This is a genomic window from Nitrosomonas cryotolerans ATCC 49181 (assembly GCF_900143275.1).
GTDB lineage: Bacteria > Pseudomonadota > Gammaproteobacteria > Burkholderiales > Nitrosomonadaceae > Nitrosomonas > Nitrosomonas cryotolerans.
In genome coordinates this window covers 649,873-665,730 of the sequence record NZ_FSRO01000001.1, presented here as the reverse complement: position 1 = coordinate 665,730, position 15,858 = coordinate 649,873, and the positions used below count along the sequence as shown (strand labels likewise).

Below are 15,858 nucleotides of genomic sequence, written 5' to 3'. Positions count from 1 at the left end.
TATACAACTTATTGATTATTAACAATTGAAATTTTTGTAAATTCTATTGAGTCTTTTGCAAAGGTCTCCTATTACGAGACAGTCCCACAATATGCGATATCCTTTTATTTTCCTCTACGTAACGTCCGCACTTCGCGGCAGTCACTCAGCTTCATTGTTTATCTATATTGCGCACACAGTATCGGATATACGATTAAAGGTTGAGTCAGGTGGATAATAAAACCAGTCCTTGGTCTTATCATGGTGAGCGCCGATCACATCACCGGATGCTTTTATATCGGAATAAAGCAGCATGGTATATGCTCTCGCTCTCCCCTTCTTACAATCAAACTCATAAAATGTTTTTACCGAATGGTATCCGCCCACTTGCTCCTGGTCATAACTGGATAACACCCAGATTTTTCTAAAATCGCCCTTTTCCTCTGCACTCTCCGAATCAAAATAATGCGCCTCGCCAGGTCTTAATTCAGTTTCTAGCATAATCCACTCGGCCTGTGCCGACATGACAATAAACATTAGAAAAGCCAGACATAATAATCTTTTCATCAATGTGAATCCCTCTTAAACGACTTTATAATTAGAACGGGGGGAAACATATTCGGGCTTCTATGCACCCAATGAATTCTATCCCTATAATAGTCAACAAGCGTTACCAAACAAAATTCCGTTTGAATTCACTACTTTTACCTTCGGTTACTCCAGAATATATTCGATATTGGATACCGGAATGAGGACTCTCGGCTCATCTCGCGTTGAGTTATTAAAGAATGGTAATACCGTTTCAAAGAACGGAATTAATGAATTGGTTGAACCGCTCGTATGAACAAGCCCCCTATTATGTATCAATTTTTTCAATCTAAATGATGACCCCTGTGGATTATATTCCAGTATCAAAGTATTTGAGATTGGCAATATAAAACTGGTACTAAATGTTGAAAGCGCACCGCGGCCTGCACTCAGATCTGAATGAATTGAATTCACAGTAATCATGAGGTCTCGACCATCAAAATATGCGACCGCACTAATTGAACTCAATCGCCTGGGCAGACCATCCAGAGCCGGAATTCCAGAAAACCCGATTGCCGTATCACTATCAATACACACATTCTGATTATCATTAACAAATCTGGGTAAACCACCCGTCAAATTTAAGCGAAATATCCCATTGCCAACATCTTCCGTTACCTGAAATCTGCTTTGTATTGGAATCTCTGAAAAAGTAGGGTCATTGATATTGACAGCATCCCGGCATTTTAATCCATTATAAGTAATGGATGCGCCCAAGACATTATCTGAAAATAAAGCTACCAATAAAACGATGACTAGAATTTGTGTAATCCGCATCATAATACCTCGCTATAAGATTATCGGCAGCATACTTTCAGTTATATCAAGTTATCGCCTCGACGGCACCGGACACTTCCGGTTTGCTTGAAGTTCTACCATCGCACAGCAGCGAAGCGAAATATCGTTTTGCCACACCCCTCATAATGGCAGCTATACAGAGTTTTAACATTCTCGATAAAGCAACGTCCGATTACGCCGCCTTACTTGCCCTCCCGGCTCATGTCATACTAATAATATTAGCCGTGCGATCGGACTACCAGGCATTCTATCCCCTGTCGAGTCAAATTTCGACAGGCTTTGCGGGCTTGCTTTTCCTCAAAACCTACCAATCGGGCCCGGTATAATTTACGATTACTAATTTCTACCTCGGTCACCATGACTTCACCCGGCACCCAGCGAGTCGCCGCCTGAGCCCGTGCTTCGGCTCGATCCTGCACCAGGTAAGAACCTATCTGCACCGCCCAGTCGTTATTATCTTCCACGGCTCTATCCTGTGGTTCAATGCTAATCTCCGGCTGAACGATTCGCTCTATTATGACCGGCTCATCGGGTATGTTTTCCGATAAAAGGGTGGGTTTAGGTACAGGAGCCGGAGTATCGATCTTCATGGCTACGGCCGGCATCGTATTGGCACTGCCAGTATTCCTGGCCAGCTGAATCGCAGTTGATCGAGCAGTAAAGCTGCGGTCCAGCAATTCAGCCATGTGTTGATCACGAGAGGTACCGGTTTGTCCGCCCATTACCACTGCAATCACTCTTCGATTACCTCGCTTGGCGGAAGTCGCCATATTAAATCCCGAAGCTCGAATATAGCCAGTTTTCAGACCATCCACACCCGGCGTATTACGCACCATCCGATTGTGACTCTTATAGGTAGTGCCTTTGTAACTAAACGACTGGGTCGAAAAATAATGATAATGCTGAGGAAAATCTTTCATCAATCTGGCGGATAGCGTTGCCATGTCCCGAGCTGTGGTCTTTTGTTCGCCATTGGGCAGACCGGAAGCATTGCGGAAAGTGGTCGCATGCATACCTAGTTTACGGGCCTTATCAGTCATCATACGTGCGAAATTGGCTTCGGTATCACCCAGCGCCTCAGCCACCACCGCTGCAACATCGTTAGCAGAACGCACAATTAACGCCAGAATCGCCTCTCGCACGCTGATCGCATCACCTCGCCGCAGACTAATATTGGTTTGCGGCATGGATGCGGCATGAGTCGACACCTCCATCCGGCTATCCAGCGTCATTTTACCTTGCTTCATCGCCTCGAATAGCAGATAGAGCGTCATCATTTTGGTCAAAGAGGCCGGATAACGGCTCGCATCAGCCCGGAATTCGTGCAGCACTTGGTTTGTATTCTCATCGATTACGATAGAAGCATAGCGGGGATTTGCCTCTACCGGATTCACCAAAAGGAATAAAAAAAATACAGCCAGGACAAAAAAAATCTCTCTCCTTCTGCGTTCTAGAGCAAACATGGGGCATACCCTTTTTTGAGTTGTTGGTCAAAGCAGACAAAACTACATGATCAGCATACAGCTGTCCAACCCTGACTGATTCGTTTTTCGTTCTCAGGGGAACAACAAACGCCAATATGTTTTATGTTTTATGCTTTAAAAGATATCAAAGATAATACAAACTATGATGAAAACAAGTTCGGTTGACTGATGGAAACCGCCCTATTTCTTCCTTTAAGCGCTTATCCAATATTTCTCCCATCCCAAGCCAGCTACACAGCTGGCAGAAACTGCTGACTTAGCCAATGCCACACAATTAGCGCCACCTTTCCAAATTAGTAACTAAGAAAATCGCGCTAATTTCATTCATGTAAGCCATTCTCTCATTTCCAAATTAAATAGCGCAGTCACGAAAAGAAAAAATATGAGACGCTTATTAAAAGCGAAAGGATCTCATATGACACATTCACATCGCAGGCATGATATATCAGACAGGGTATCGGCGCTACTTGAGACTCATTCGTCTGGCCGTCAAGCTGTTTGGGGAGGCATAGCTAGAGATAGCCGCCAGTTCATTAATATATCGTTTTATGAATTAAAGACTACTGCACAACTCCCCCGTCAGCGCGATAACCGACTAAAATAGTGACAAGTAAAAGACATTTGGAACAAGAGATGCAGATAAGTTTTGGAACACTGGAATTGGCACAGCGATTGAGACGAGACAGTGTGCTAATGAAGATTGATGTCCTGATTGACTGGGAGGAGTTACGTTCGAAGCTTACAGGTTTATACAAGCGCGAGTTATCGCATGGTGGAGGACAGGAACCATTTGATAGGTTGATGATGTTCAAGGCGATCCTGCTGGGACAGTGGCATAGTTTGTCGGATGCTGCGTTGGAGCAAGCACTGTATGTTCGGATTGATTTTCTACAATTTTGTGGTTTGTCCTTGTCGGATGCGATACCGGACGAAACCACCTTGTGTCGGTTTCGCAACCGATTGGTGTCCGGCGATCGGTTAGATGATCTGCTAGCCTCGATCAATGAACAGCTTCAATCACACGGATTGATGATCAAGGGCGCAACGGGAGCGGTAATTGATGCCACGCTGATTGAGTCAGCGGCACGCCCCAAAAAGGCTATCCTGCTTGAAGTGGATACCGAAGGTAAGGCTGTTCAATTTGAGGATGGCAGCCGACCAGGAATCACCTGTATTGAAGAACAAAGCGCGGATCCAGATGCGGCCTGGCTAAAAAAAGGCAAGAAGTCGCAATTTGGCTATCGCAGTTACCTGATAGTGGACTCGCAAGACGGCTATGTGCGTGGAGTTCACACTGCCCCTGCCAACCAGAGCGAAATGATACATTTCGAAGCAGCTATCGAGGGTGCGCACCTTGAGGCAAATCGGGTATATGCCGACAAAGGATCAGCCAGCAACGCCAATCGGCAGTTTCTAAGAAATCACAAAATCAAGAGCGCAATCATGCATCGTGCGTACAAGAACAAGCCACTCTCGGCACGCCAGAAGCTGGCGAATAAATTGATCAGCAAAAAACGCTATATTGTTGAACAGTGTTTCGGCACGGCCAAACGCCTATTCGGGATGGGACGCGCCAGCTACTTCGGCACGGCAAAAGTCAACGCCCAAGTTATGCTGAAAAGTATCTGCATGAATCTAAAAAAAGCGGCCAACAAAATTTTCGTGGACAAGCCACCAAGGGGAGTAGTCCGTCCAAATGCTACATAAAGGGGGAAATTCCCTTTAAAAAGAGAAAAAACCTCATTTTTTTCCAAGATAACACGCATAAAAAATGTCATTTGGGCATTTTTTCCATTGTCACAGTAAATTTACGCAGTTGTGCAGAGGTCTTAATTATGCGTACGGACGTACTGTGGCGGGATTTGCCGCCGGATTATGGGGGATTGGAGCAATATGTACCGCCGTTTTATCCGCTGGCGCGACAAGGGCATCTGGGAAAAATTATTGGGAGAGACTTTTGCAAAAGCCCTCGCCAGAAGTTTTCTGCTATTGATTATAAAAGGTTAATTTTTTAATCATTGGGGCTTTGCAAGAGTCTCTGGGAGTCTTGATTGACGATCTGGATTACGAGTGGCTCATGATTAATGCCAGCCATTACAAGACTCATCCCCATGCCACCGGAGCCGGAGGCGGAAATCAAGACATGAGTCGCACAAAAGGAAGCTGAACACCAAGATACATCTGGCCGTGGATGCGCATGATTATGCCGGTCAGCGTTTTTATTACACAAAAGACCGCAACGGGTTTCACGCGGGATTCTGAACATCCTCCCGCAGCAGATTAAACACCGTTGTCTCATGCTTCCATGGGTCATGAAAAGATTTTGCTGTGTTTTTTAAATACTTAAGACCACTGCATAACCGGTTATCTCGGGCTGAGCAAGATTTTTAAGTGTTTGATTTATCAATGCTGTAAGTAATCAGAAAAGCTCAAAAACACAGTTATGCAGCAGTCTTTACTTTTTTCCATCAAGATCAATGCAGGTCAAAGCGATCGAGAGTCATCACCTTGATCCATGCAGCAACAAAATCACGCACAAACTTCTCTCGCGCGTCGTCAGCCGCATAGACTTCTGCGACAGCGCGTAGCTCGGAATTCGATCCAAAAATAAGATCAACGGGGGTGGCCGTCCATTTGAGCTCGCCCGTCACGCGATCACGCGCCTCGTAAATGCCCACAGATGTCGGTGACTTTGTCCAGTTCGTGGACATGTCGAGTAGATTCACGAAGAAGTCGTTGCTCAATGTTCCAGATCGGTTGGTGAATACACCATGTCCAGATTGCCCGGTATTTGCATTCAGGACCCGCATGCCACCGATCAGAGCGGTCATTTCGGGAACCGTCAGGGTCAACAAGTTCGCACGATCGATCAGCATTTCTGTCGGTGATCTACGGTGATCCTTACCGAAGTAGTTTCGAAATCCATCTGCGGTCGGTTCAAGCACGGCAAAAGCATTCACATCGGTATGCTCTTGCGATGCATCCGTGCGTCCCGGCGTGAAGGGAACCTGCACATTGTGTCCAGCTTTCTTTGCGGCCTGTTCAATGGCTGCAGAACCACCCAGAATAATCAGATCGGCGAGCGATATTTTCTTTCCGTCCGATTGCGCGCGATTAAAATCTTTTTGGATGCCTTCCAGGCGTTTCAACACCTTCGCCAATTCATTCGGATTATTAACAACCCAATCTTTTTGCGGCGCCAGGCGAATACGTGCCCCGTTCGCCCCACCGCGCCTGTCGGTGCCACGAAAAGTGGAAGCTGACGCCCAGGCGGTCCTGACAAGTTCGGAGGTGGTCAAGCCCGATGCAAGCACTTCTGACTTCAACCTGGCCATGTCTTCTGCGTTAATCAAGTCGTGATCGACCACGGGAACGGGATCTTGCCAAAGTAGTGCTTCAGCAGGGACTTCAGTGCCAAGATAGCGTGCACGCGGACCCATATCGCGGTGCGTCAACTTGTACCATGCTTTGGCGAAAGCCAGTTCGAATTCCCCCGGGTTCTCCTGGAAACGCTTCGCGATCTTCCGATAGCTCGGATCGAATTTTAACGAAAGGTCGGTGGTGAACATAATCGGTGCATGTCGTTTCGACGGATCGTGGGCATCCGGAACAAGATTTGATGCGCCCTCGCTATCAGGAACCCATTGAATCGCACCCACGGGACTCTTCGCCTGCACCCATTCAAAGCTGAATAAATAGGTTAGATATTGGGAGGTCCAGGCGGTTGGACTAGTAGTCCATGCGCCTTCCAGACCACTTGTGATCGTGTCGCCAGCATTGCCGTTACCGCACTTGTTTTTCCAGCCGAGACCTTGTTGTTCGATGTCTGCAGCTGCGGGCTCGGGACCCAGGCACTCAGACGGATCGACAGCGCCGTGGGCTTTGCCGAACGTATGCCCGCCGGCTATGAGTGCAACCGTCTCTTCGTCGTTCATCGCCATGCGGCTAAACGTTTCGCGAATCTCCCGCGCTGCCGCGAGCGGATCCGGGTTACCGTTCGGTCCTTCTGGATTCACGTAAATCAGGCCCATCTGAGTAGCGCCGAGTGGTCTTTCTAGCAGTCTGTCATCGCTGTGACGCTCATCCGCGAGGAACTCGGACTCAGGCCCCCAGTAGACCGGATCGGACTCCCAATCATCCTTACGTCCACCGGCAAAGCCGTAGGTCTTGAAGCCCATGGATTCCAGTGCGACATTCCCTGACAGTATCATCAAATCGGACCATGAAATACGCCGACCGTATTTCTGCTTGACAGGCCAGAGTAACCGCCGCGCCTTGTCGAGGTTAGTATTGTCAGGCCAGCTGTTAAGCGGTTCGAATCGTTGTTGACCGCCGTCGGCACCGCCGCGCCCGTCATCCATACGATATGTACCCGCATTGTGCCAGGCCATTCGAATAAAAAATGGTCCATAGTGCCCATAGTCCGCTGGCCACCAATCCTGCGACGTCTTCATCAACGTCGCTATATCTTTCTTCACGGCATTAAGATCGAGACTTTTAAACGCCTCAGCGTAGTTGAAGTCTCTACCCATGGGATCGGACTCAGCGGCGTGCTGACGAAGTGGACTGAGGTTCAGTCGTTCAGGCCACCAGGACTGGTTCAACTTCGGCTCACTCTGAGCAAAAACAGGGCTTGATAGCCCCAACGGTGATATGGTTAACGCAATAATAGCAAATAGAAATATCCTTTGTTTGAACATCGGAGCCCCTTCTTTCAGCGAAAAACAGAGTGCGGACAATAGGTGTATATATTAGCTATTCGGTGTTATTCGAGCCATTCTATTTTCAAAGAGAATGCCCCAATCAGGTGAAAAATCTGTAATGTTGATTCAAATCTTTTCTTGGCAATTTTTGTATGTTGATTAACATTTTAGATTCACCTCTCATTCTCGGGCACGATAATAATCGTTTCTTGGGCTCCAGATTCCCCTTGCGGACCTTGTGGACCGGGCTCGCTTGAACTAAACGATAAACAACCCGTCATTCCAGCCACCAGCAAGGCTACTGTAAACAGTTCTAAGTTTTTCATTGGATTTCCTTTTTCAGTTGATATAAAGACCGCCATATCCACAACATAATCTCTATGTGAGCCTACTGTGTTGTAAATAGTGGAATAAGCCCACATTAATCAACGCCCAGCTAATTCGCTTATTTTAAGCACCTTGCTGCCTCCAATTAAACTACTCACTGTTCTCTTTATAAACTACCTATCCTTGCTCATAATGAACGCGAATGATGGTAGTTACGCGGATTGACAGCTTCAGGCTAAGTTGCATTTAATCTTTAAACTTATTCTTCAACTTTTCGGAAGCCTCTCGAACAGCGCTACTTAGTTTATCCCAAGCATGTTCTGCACCTTCCTTAAGATGTTCCCACGCATCCTCGCTAGCTTCACCCAGTTCTTTCAGTTTTTCCTTCGTAGCATCAACCTTCTGCTCAAGTTCTCCAATTTGCTTATCATATTCGATACGGGTGTCAGCTGAAGCATTCTTCGCTTCCGCCTTTAATTCTGCCAGTTTGGCCTGCGCCAATTCAACCTCGGCTTCTATTTTTTGTTTGTATGCATCTTTTGTGCTCATAACGTATCTCCCTTTTTAATGAATTCAGGCTTAACTCCAAGACCTCGTGATAACCCAAGCCAAAAATAGCAATATTGCGGCTCCAGCTACAGCCGTCACTATTGAACCAATGAGTCCCAATAAACCAAACAAAAAACCGCCAGCAATGGCACCGATAATGCCAATAATTATGTTACCGGCCAGACCAAAGCCGCTTCCTTTCATCAATATTCCAGCCAAGTAACCAGCAGCGGCACCGAGCACGATAAAAATTAGCAATCCTGTATAGTCCAATTAGTTTCTCCTCTGGTTTATCGGCAATTAGGAATACCTTGTTTCAGACCTTTGCAAAGCCCCAATAATTGAATGATTAACTATTTGAGACCTTTGCAAAACCTCAATAGTCGAAAACTTCTGGCGAGGGCTTTTGCAAAAGTCTCTGTTTATATATGACGCGCCCTCTGCAATACCGAAGATCAGAGAAAAGACGGCGTGTCGTGCGCAGGCTAATTAGTGGCATCTTTAACGCTTTCTTTGATTTCCTCACCGGCATCTTTAGCGCTTTCTTTGATTTCATCACCCGCATCTTCGAGCTCATGACCAAGATCTTCGGTTGCATCCCGAGCTTTTTCGCCGGGTCGACGGTCAAGCGCGTCATCAACTTTATTCATCACCTTGTCGGTACCTGTTTGTGCTTGATCACAGGCAGGTAATACTAGAATCATTGCAACGATCATAAATATAAAAAAATAATAAGGTCTCATTTTCATTTCTCCATTTTTCGATTGGATTGTGTCCACCGAGCCATTCCCACTGAACACATGGTTTCCTAACCAATGATTGAATTCTAATGACCGCATCAAGCGCCGTCTGTACGATACCGCACTTTGTGAAAATTACCGTCCATTTTTAACATTGCACGGACTGGATAAGAATCAGTCCACGCGTGCGGCACGATCCTGGGTCTTGCCGATCTCGGCCGGTGAAGATAGCGCATCATTACGCACACACTGATCAGATCAAAGCGGCTATATTCGGCCCATCAGCATTAGAATGAGCAAAATCAGCAGCACTGCTCCGAGAATGCCGCTTGGGGTATAACCCCAACCCCTGCTATATGGCCACGTTGGAATCACACCCAGCAGCATCAGTATCAGAATGATTAGCAGTATTGTTCCTAGTGTCATTTTATTTCTCCTTTCCAACGGTTAGTCGTAACAACGTAATTTCCTTGAAAATTCTTGCAATGCATTAATTCCACTCCCCTCGGCACGCTGGCACCAGTTTTCCAGTTGATCTATCAACTCTTTCTTGGATATGGTGGAGCTGCTCCATAAAGCAGTTAGATCTTGGCGCATGGAATAGATAGTCCTCAGTACTTGGCTGGAATGAAGCGCCTGATTCAAAGCAACCCGTTCTTTTTCCCCCATATCACCTACATCATTTTGCAGACAATATTTAACAGTTTCAGGTACCTGGGCATCTTGCAAGCCTAGAGTAGTCCGGGCCCGCAAACTACGAATTTCCGTCACTATGGTTTTTTTTAGGTATTTGGCAAACTTGGCGAGCACGTCGTAACGATGGGTAATTACAGCCTGCAGAGTGGCTTCGTCACAGGGAGTTTTAGCCTGATTAAAGTGTACTTTAGGTGCCACCTTGCGAACTGTGGCTAAACCCAGCAATTCCAGAATGCGGATATACACCCACCCGATGTCGAATTCCCACCACTTGTTGGACAGCTTGGCAGAGCTCACGTAAGCATGGTGATTGTTGTGCAACTCCTCACCTCCGATCAGGATTCCCCACGGCACAATGTTGGTGGAGGTGTCATTCGGCGCAAAGTTACGATATCCATAATAGTGGCCAACACCGTTGATGACACCTGCGGCAAAGAAAGGGATCCACAACATCTGAACGCCCCACACAATGAACCCAATCGGGCCGAATAAAACAAAATCAATAACCAACATGATGCCGATACCAAGCACGACATGCTTCGAATAGAGATTACGTTCGCTCCAATCATCGGGGGTTCCGTGACCGTATTTCTCGAGCGTGGCCAGGTTATCGGCCTCATTGCAGTAGAGTTTGGCACCTTTAAACAACACTTTTCCTATGCCATGAACTCGTGGGCTGTGCGGATCATCGATGGTTTCACATTTGGCATGGTGTTTACGATGAATGGCCACCCATTCTTTGGTAACCATTCCAGTAGTAAGCCACAACCAAAAGCGGAAGCAGTGGCTCACAACAGGATGTAACTGCAACGCGTGGTGTGCCTGATGTCGATGTAAAAAAATTGTTACGGAAGCAATCGTCATGTGTGTCATGATCAATGTAACTATCACATAACCCCACCAAGGAAGATCAAGTAAACCAAATTGCAAAAACGATTGCATAATTTAAATCCTTTATTAAAATGTAATAGGCATCAGAAACACCTATTCCCCTTTATTACTTCGTAATTTCTTCCCTGTTAATCAATTGCGAAATAATTAGACAAAGAATATTGCTTCAAAGCAAAACGCTGAAAAATCACATCTCTGCATCTCCTCAACATTTTCTTATTCAAGTAATAAAAAGATAATAAAGAGATACGCCAAATCACCTATTTTCTCTGTGCGATATCGAACATAGCTATTTTTATGTATAATGAGCACCAGATTTCGCGCATTTATTCTGTCGTAACCAATTGATTAAATATAAAATAAATTTTTAAATTTAATGGGAGGATGGATGTCGACGACAATAAACACTTCTGTTCCTCATAGCCTAAGCCAGAATTACCTTTTCAAAGCGTTGCCGGTGCATGAACTGGAACAACTACGTCCCAATCTGGAATTGATGTCCTTGCCGCTTGGTACGGTTCTTTACGAGTCTGGCTGTAAGCTGAGTCACGTTTATTTTCCTACAACGGCGATTGTGTCACTGCTCTATATCACTGAGAATGGCTCCTCGACTGAAATCGCGATAGTGGGCAATGAGGGATTAATTGGGTTAGCCCTTTTTATGGGCGGAGAAACCATGCCGAATACAAGTGTGGTACAAAGCGGTGGGTTTGCTTATCGAATGAAAGGGGATTTACTGAAACGCGCATTTAATTCTTCCATAGCAATTCGACACCTGTTTCTCCGTTACACCCAGGCGCTAATCACGCAAATGACGCAGACAGCGGTATGCAATCGACATCACTCGATAGAACAGCAACTTTGCCGTTGGCTACTGCTAAGTTTTGACCGTTTATCCTCAAACGAACTGATCATGACGCAAGAATTGATCAGCAATATGCTCGGTGTGCGCCGCGAAGGCATCACCGAAGCAGCCCGTAAATTACAAAACGCGGGCCTGATCGAATACCACCGAGGCCACATCACCTTACTTGATCGGCTGGAATTAGAGCATGCCGTCTGCGAGTGCTATCAAGTGGTTAAGGAGGAATACGATCGCCTGCTTCCCGACAAGTCACCATTTAATCAGCCTCATCAAGAAATCAAAAAACCACTGACAAGAAGATCACTTATTTGATCCCTCTAAATAATTCTTCATCAAAATACGAGCTGAGGCTTAATACGCGCAGACCATTCTCCAATTGGCGATTAGCCTCATTGATACGATTTAACTGAACAGACCACTGATATTTCTCAATTACATCCGAATGTACGGCAGCGTACAGACCGGCATAAACCTTAGGAGGACTATTTCGGTTCCAGACCCAGTTTCGGGATCTGGCATTCGATTTAATCACAAGGAGTTTTATCATGATTCAAGTTAAAGGAACCGCAATGATCGCTTTTGTTATCAGCATGGTTTTTTTGGTAGCCAGTACATCCGCAATTGCTGAGTATTCTCAAACACAGAATAAAATAAATGACAGGCAAGATGCAGACAAGCAATCACAATCCAATACTGATTCTAAGAAAAAGAGCAATGAAGATAAAAGCGAAAAAAGTTTTTCTGATCAATCTGATCGTAATATAAACAAACCTGCTGGGATGGAGAGAGATACCCCGTCAGGAGCAGAAAAGAAGGGAAATTATTAATTAGTTTTTGAGGTTGCATCCAACAACTAAACAGAAGCTGGGTGTAACGTCATGGCAACAAGCATCCGTATATTTTTATTCGATTGCTTGTTAGGCTAAATATTAAAAAACAAGGAGAAAATATATGATTGGCTGGGCAGTTACATTCTTGATCATCGCACTTATTGCAGGTGTACTAGGTTTCTCTGGCATTGCTGGCACAGCAACCCAAATAGCCTGGATTGCATTTGTGATCGGCATTATTATGGCCGTCTTTTTCTTTTTAACGGGAAGACGCTAACTTTCATCCTGAAATAAGCATTCAGGTATCGTTGTTTAATTATTTTTCACTGAGTAATGCCATTAAATTTAAAAGAGGCCTTATGAAAATCTTAACCTTGATGATTGCCCTCATTGCCGTTACCCAATTGCTTGCATGCAACACTTTGAGTGGCGTAGGGAAGGACGTTCAAAAAGGAGGCGAAGCACTTGAGAGATCGGCAGACTAATTAGTCAGGAGAATTTATGCTCCTATAAGGCTATTGTATGACCTTGCGAAGTCAGCGTCTTTGCAGCATAAAATCCCCTTGATTAATGTCAGATACCAATCGGTTATCTTCAGGGTGATGCAGATTTCCCAACAAAGCTAATATCAGGCGATCGCTTACTTTGCTCGGTCAGTTTTATGGCCATCCATTCATCATGAATGTTTAATTCAGATTCTCCATTAGCCTCGATTTCTAATAGAAAGCCCATCGTTTTACTGTCCCCATCGACGGCGCGATAGAGATATTTCCAAATACCCAATACCTTTGACCCTAATATAGCTTTCGTCCATCCGTCGGCTTCCACCAACCAGGTGTTTATATTTCTTGAAAATTCTTTCCTCCAGTAGTGATAGAAACCGGATCGTCCAACGGCTCACTGTACATGATCCACAGATACCACAAACCTGGCATGGATCATTTTTGACTTCATGATCCAGCGCCATCGATTTACGCCATCACCAGTGCGCACGACCACATGCCGCTATTGCAATCAGCCAGCCCCACGGCGCGCAAAAAACTCCAATAATCCTTGCTTGCAACGCTTTCGATCAATCAGGCGCATTGACCGCATGATCATTTAAATCTTTTTTAGTAGTATGATATCAAACGAGTTAATGCATCCGAGAACTTCAAACCGGGTTGGCGCAATGCAAAAGCTTTTTTAAACTTTCGGCTATCGAGGTGCCAGGCCATAAAAAGAGGCTATATGCAGATATTCCCTAAAAATACCCACCGTTTGCAATCGCAACCGGAGGAAATTGCGAATAGCATTAGTCACGGGTTAGGGCTAGTCGCCGCACTCATAGGAATGCCTTTTCTCATCATTAACGCAACACGGCAAGGGGATGCCGGATTTATTGCTGGCGTGAGTATCTTCTGTGGCACCCTGATTTTTTTATACTTTGCTTCCACACTTTATCATGCCTTGCCAAGGGGCAAATCCAAGCGCGTTTTTAAGGTCATTGAACATTCGGCCATCTTCCTTCTTATCGCGGGCACGTATACGCCTTTCACGCTCGGCGTACTGCGGGGCGCGTGGGGTTGGACGCTTTTCGGCATTATTTGGGGCCTTGCTGTAGCGGGAGTAGCGCTAACCGTTTTAGAGAAAAAGGCCCATTCCATTCTTTCTGTCATTCTTTATCTGCTGATGGGATGGCTGATCGTGATTGCGGCCGACCCATTGCTTGCCAAAGTACCAACAGAAGGCTTGTTTTGGTTGGTCTTAGGCGGATTGTCTTACACCGTCGGAGTATGCTTTTTTGCAACTGATTCACGGCTGCTGTATGGCCACTTGATTTGGTATTTATTTGTTTTAATCGGCACCACATGTCATTACATCGCCGTATTCTGCTGTGCCGCCTGACAAAAAACGGGAGAGCATTGCTTTAGCCCATGATACGTTAATCAATTTCTTTATCATTGCGATCACATCGGCAAAAAACACTTTCCAGTCTAATCCTATCCAGAATCATCACCTCCCCACGTTGATAGCGGATAATATTTCGGCTGGATATTGTGAATCGGCCGCTTTGGTGGAAAGTATTCAAATTAGCTACAATTTGAATCTCAGCCAGAAAACATAAGTGAATATAAATGATAGAGGAAGGCACTATTGGAAAAAAACAATAATATTGACCACGATAAATTCCAAGGCTCTCCACGATCTTATCTTGACATTCATTCACACTGGCGCAATCAAGGCATTCCAACCCTGACAACCCTAAGCGGCACACCTGATGCTAATCAGGCACTTTGGTGCCAATGGATAAAAGAAGCCGGTAGAACGACAGCAATCTGGTCTCCAACCCAGTCCGCGTCATTATCCATTAGCTGGCTGGAAAGTTTACTGGCCGAACCCGATCTGACTCATCAATTCCTACAGTATCTCGCAGAGATTCAGCAGTGTCCTACAGATCGAATCTACTCTGGAGTCATGAATAAATCGAGCTATGAGTTGGAAATTTTTCAACAACAATTAACGGCGAGCATTTCCTCTCATGGCCGGTTGCTTTTACATTGGTTTCTGGCGCAGATTGCTTTATCCCGAAAATCAGTAGTCGGCTCGGCTGCGGATTTATTGCAGAATATAAAATTAGAGGATGAACAATTCTTACCTCATGGCATTTTAGTGTTCAAGGAAATATTGCCAGAAAATATTTTGCCGGGCCTATTAATAGAAGTCATTGACGTCGATTTAGCGAATTCAGCTTTAGCTGCCAAATTAATGAAAACAGCAGAACACCTGCCAGGCCTTCCAATCGCATTATCGATTCAGCCCGCAACGTTGAAAGCTTATTTCACAAATGCGCCGGAGTCACGATTTAAATCCATGCTGAAAAATGGATTAATAGCTGTACATCCAGATAAAAACACCCGCAACAGTTTGTCTGCTGAAATAAACCATGTTTTGTGTAAATATGATGCACCTGCCCTATTAATTGACGAAGCTCACTCTCTGGCACATCTTGCTGCTGAAAAGCAATATGATGATTCAATTTTCCGTAGCCAGGCTGAGTTGTTTCTATTCCATATTTTAGAGCTCGTCCCGGATACGCGGGGTGTTTTTAAATTAAATGTCAAAATGCCTTTTTCATTCGGCCATCAACCGATGGAAATTGATTTATTTGCAGTTACTGATCAAATTGCGGTTGAAATAGATGGTTATTATCATTTTCAAGCATCAGAGAATTGGCGCCGGGATCGTCGTAAGGATTTGATATTACAGATGCATAACGTGTTGATCTTACGTTTTCTGGCAGAAGAAGTTGTATCTGGATTAGAAGAGATTATTGAAACAATTCGCCATGTATTACAGTTTCGTCGTGAAAAAATAAAATAAGAGAATGCTCATATGAATAAAATGAAAAACCTAATACTCCGGGAC

General features: G+C 45.2%; 19 protein-coding genes and 3 pseudogenes. 11 read left to right on the top strand and 11 right to left on the bottom strand.

Annotated elements, in window-relative coordinates:
* Positions 1–162 precede the first annotated feature (162 nt).
* The 3 genes from BUQ89_RS02925 to BUQ89_RS02915 all read right to left on the bottom strand — a co-directional run bounded on the left by BUQ89_RS02925 (position 163) and on the right by BUQ89_RS02915 (position 2,828).
* Positions 163–546 carry a surface-adhesin E family protein gene (locus BUQ89_RS02925; RefSeq protein ID WP_028461905.1) on the bottom strand — a complete coding sequence of 128 codons (384 nt, stop codon included), beginning with the start codon at positions 544–546 and terminating at the stop codon, positions 163–165.
* Between the two features lie 147 nt (positions 547–693).
* Positions 694–1,347 carry a hypothetical protein gene (locus BUQ89_RS02920; protein WP_245812878.1) on the bottom strand — a complete coding sequence of 218 codons (654 nt, stop codon included), beginning with the start codon at positions 1,345–1,347 and terminating at the stop codon, positions 694–696.
* A 236-nt stretch (positions 1,348–1,583) separates the two neighbouring features.
* Positions 1,584–2,828: a D-alanyl-D-alanine carboxypeptidase gene (locus tag BUQ89_RS02915; RefSeq protein ID WP_028461907.1), complete on the bottom strand. Its 1,245-nt coding sequence runs from the start codon at positions 2,826–2,828 to the stop codon at positions 1,584–1,586.
* Between the two features lie 436 nt (positions 2,829–3,264).
* On the opposite strand from BUQ89_RS02915, the pseudogene BUQ89_RS13430 reads away from it, so the two are divergent.
* From BUQ89_RS13430 to BUQ89_RS14530, 4 genes and pseudogenes are all read left to right on the top strand, one after another.
* Positions 3,265–3,417 (top strand): annotated as a pseudogene (locus tag BUQ89_RS13430) (IS5/IS1182 family transposase); the annotation flags it as partial.
* 65 nt (positions 3,418–3,482) lie between these two features.
* Entirely contained in the window at positions 3,483–4,556 is a 1,074-nt protein-coding gene (locus tag BUQ89_RS02910) for an IS5 family transposase (protein ID WP_083605146.1), read from the top strand.
* Positions 4,557–4,681: 125 nt separating this feature from the next.
* A pseudogene (locus BUQ89_RS14535) lies at positions 4,682–4,797 on the top strand (transposase); the annotation flags it as partial.
* A gap of 102 nt (positions 4,798–4,899) precedes the next feature.
* Positions 4,900–5,048, top strand: a pseudogene (locus BUQ89_RS14530) (IS5/IS1182 family transposase); the annotation flags it as partial.
* Positions 5,049–5,323: 275 nt separating this feature from the next.
* Here BUQ89_RS14530 and katG read toward each other — a convergent pair.
* From katG to BUQ89_RS13870, 5 genes are all read right to left on the bottom strand, one after another.
* Positions 5,324–7,549 carry a catalase/peroxidase HPI gene (gene katG / locus BUQ89_RS02905; protein WP_028462302.1) on the bottom strand — a complete coding sequence of 742 codons (2,226 nt, stop codon included), beginning with the start codon at positions 7,547–7,549 and terminating at the stop codon, positions 5,324–5,326.
* A 176-nt stretch (positions 7,550–7,725) separates the two neighbouring features.
* Positions 7,726–7,974, bottom strand: a complete 249-nt coding sequence (locus tag BUQ89_RS02900; protein WP_028462301.1) for a hypothetical protein — start codon at positions 7,972–7,974, stop codon at positions 7,726–7,728.
* Positions 7,975–8,125: 151 nt separating this feature from the next.
* Positions 8,126–8,428 carry a sll1863 family stress response protein gene (locus BUQ89_RS02895; RefSeq protein WP_028462300.1) on the bottom strand — a complete coding sequence of 101 codons (303 nt, stop codon included), beginning with the start codon at positions 8,426–8,428 and terminating at the stop codon, positions 8,126–8,128.
* A gap of 30 nt (positions 8,429–8,458) precedes the next feature.
* The gene (locus BUQ89_RS02890) at positions 8,459–8,701 is read right to left on the bottom strand and encodes a GlsB/YeaQ/YmgE family stress response membrane protein (protein ID WP_028462299.1); all 243 of its coding nucleotides are present in this window, start codon (positions 8,699–8,701) and stop codon (positions 8,459–8,461) included.
* A gap of 212 nt (positions 8,702–8,913) precedes the next feature.
* The gene (locus tag BUQ89_RS13870; protein ID WP_036573845.1) at positions 8,914–9,171 is read right to left on the bottom strand and encodes a YtxH domain-containing protein; all 258 of its coding nucleotides are present in this window, start codon (positions 9,169–9,171) and stop codon (positions 8,914–8,916) included.
* A 76-nt stretch (positions 9,172–9,247) separates the two neighbouring features.
* On the opposite strand from BUQ89_RS13870, the gene BUQ89_RS13670 reads away from it, so the two are divergent.
* A complete protein-coding gene (locus BUQ89_RS13670) occupies positions 9,248–9,421 on the top strand; it encodes a hypothetical protein (protein ID WP_177183620.1) in 174 nt (57 codons plus the stop codon).
* A gap of 14 nt (positions 9,422–9,435) precedes the next feature.
* Here the strand turns inward: BUQ89_RS13670 and BUQ89_RS02880 are convergent, their stop codons facing one another.
* Together BUQ89_RS02880 and BUQ89_RS02875 are read right to left on the bottom strand one after the other, a co-directional pair.
* Positions 9,436–9,594 (bottom strand): DUF3309 family protein, encoded by a 159-nt coding sequence (locus BUQ89_RS02880; RefSeq protein ID WP_036573842.1) that lies wholly within the window; start codon positions 9,592–9,594, stop codon positions 9,436–9,438.
* Positions 9,595–9,615: 21 nt separating this feature from the next.
* Positions 9,616–10,806: a DesA family fatty acid desaturase gene (locus BUQ89_RS02875; RefSeq protein ID WP_028462298.1), complete on the bottom strand. Its 1,191-nt coding sequence runs from the start codon at positions 10,804–10,806 to the stop codon at positions 9,616–9,618.
* Positions 10,807–11,143: 337 nt separating this feature from the next.
* Between BUQ89_RS02875 and BUQ89_RS02870 the strand changes: the two genes are divergently transcribed.
* The 4 genes from BUQ89_RS02870 (at position 11,144) to BUQ89_RS02850 (ending at position 12,935) form a co-directional block, all read left to right on the top strand.
* On the top strand, positions 11,144–11,932 hold the full coding sequence (locus BUQ89_RS02870; protein WP_051537716.1) for a Crp/Fnr family transcriptional regulator: 789 nt from the start codon (positions 11,144–11,146) through the stop codon (positions 11,930–11,932).
* A 233-nt stretch (positions 11,933–12,165) separates the two neighbouring features.
* Positions 12,166–12,447: a hypothetical protein gene (locus tag BUQ89_RS02860; protein WP_028462296.1), complete on the top strand. Its 282-nt coding sequence runs from the start codon at positions 12,166–12,168 to the stop codon at positions 12,445–12,447.
* Positions 12,448–12,571: 124 nt separating this feature from the next.
* Positions 12,572–12,727: a DUF1328 domain-containing protein gene (locus BUQ89_RS02855; protein WP_028462295.1), complete on the top strand. Its 156-nt coding sequence runs from the start codon at positions 12,572–12,574 to the stop codon at positions 12,725–12,727.
* Between the two features lie 100 nt (positions 12,728–12,827).
* Positions 12,828–12,935: an entericidin A/B family lipoprotein gene (locus tag BUQ89_RS02850; protein WP_425434876.1), complete on the top strand. Its 108-nt coding sequence runs from the start codon at positions 12,828–12,830 to the stop codon at positions 12,933–12,935.
* Positions 12,936–13,044: 109 nt separating this feature from the next.
* Here the strand turns inward: BUQ89_RS02850 and BUQ89_RS02845 are convergent, their stop codons facing one another.
* Positions 13,045–13,233, bottom strand: coding sequence for a hypothetical protein (locus BUQ89_RS02845; protein ID WP_143071285.1), 189 nt, complete (start codon positions 13,231–13,233; stop codon positions 13,045–13,047).
* A 447-nt stretch (positions 13,234–13,680) separates the two neighbouring features.
* Between BUQ89_RS02845 and trhA the strand changes: the two genes are divergently transcribed.
* Both trhA and BUQ89_RS02830 read left to right on the top strand, forming a co-directional pair.
* A complete protein-coding gene (trhA, locus tag BUQ89_RS02840; protein ID WP_028462292.1) occupies positions 13,681–14,337 on the top strand; it encodes a PAQR family membrane homeostasis protein TrhA in 657 nt (218 codons plus the stop codon).
* A 249-nt stretch (positions 14,338–14,586) separates the two neighbouring features.
* Complete coding sequence (locus BUQ89_RS02830; RefSeq protein WP_028462291.1) at positions 14,587–15,813, top strand: endonuclease domain-containing protein; 1,227 nt, start codon at positions 14,587–14,589, stop codon at positions 15,811–15,813.
* The last annotated feature ends 45 nt before the right edge of the window (positions 15,814–15,858 follow it).

Bases quoted from the DNA above. Each gene is read 5' to 3' on its own strand.
- BUQ89_RS13870 (WP_036573845.1), bottom strand. From the start codon at position 9,171: ATGAGACCTTATTATTTTTTTATATTTATGATCGTTGCAATGATTCTA.
- BUQ89_RS02850 (WP_425434876.1), top strand. From the start codon at position 12,828: ATGATTGCCCTCATTGCCGTTACCCAATTGCTTGCATGCAACACTTTG.
- BUQ89_RS02860 (WP_028462296.1), top strand. From the start codon at position 12,166: ATGATTCAAGTTAAAGGAACCGCAATGATCGCTTTTGTTATCAGCATG.
- trhA (WP_028462292.1), top strand. From the start codon at position 13,681: ATGCAGATATTCCCTAAAAATACCCACCGTTTGCAATCGCAACCGGAG.
- BUQ89_RS02895 (WP_028462300.1), bottom strand. From the start codon at position 8,428: ATGAGCACAAAAGATGCATACAAACAAAAAATAGAAGCCGAGGTTGAA.
- katG (WP_028462302.1), bottom strand. From the start codon at position 7,549: ATGTTCAAACAAAGGATATTTCTATTTGCTATTATTGCGTTAACCATA.
- BUQ89_RS02910 (WP_083605146.1), top strand. From the start codon at position 3,483: ATGCAGATAAGTTTTGGAACACTGGAATTGGCACAGCGATTGAGACGA.
- BUQ89_RS02875 (WP_028462298.1), bottom strand. From the start codon at position 10,806: ATGCAATCGTTTTTGCAATTTGGTTTACTTGATCTTCCTTGGTGGGGT.
- BUQ89_RS02855 (WP_028462295.1), top strand. From the start codon at position 12,572: ATGATTGGCTGGGCAGTTACATTCTTGATCATCGCACTTATTGCAGGT.
- BUQ89_RS02925 (WP_028461905.1), bottom strand. From the start codon at position 546: ATGAAAAGATTATTATGTCTGGCTTTTCTAATGTTTATTGTCATGTCG.
- BUQ89_RS02900 (WP_028462301.1), bottom strand. From the start codon at position 7,974: ATGTGGGCTTATTCCACTATTTACAACACAGTAGGCTCACATAGAGAT.
- BUQ89_RS02920 (WP_245812878.1), bottom strand. From the start codon at position 1,347: ATGATGCGGATTACACAAATTCTAGTCATCGTTTTATTGGTAGCTTTA.
- BUQ89_RS02880 (WP_036573842.1), bottom strand. From the start codon at position 9,594: ATGACACTAGGAACAATACTGCTAATCATTCTGATACTGATGCTGCTG.
- BUQ89_RS02915 (WP_028461907.1), bottom strand. From the start codon at position 2,828: ATGTTTGCTCTAGAACGCAGAAGGAGAGAGATTTTTTTTGTCCTGGCT.
- BUQ89_RS02870 (WP_051537716.1), top strand. From the start codon at position 11,144: ATGTCGACGACAATAAACACTTCTGTTCCTCATAGCCTAAGCCAGAAT.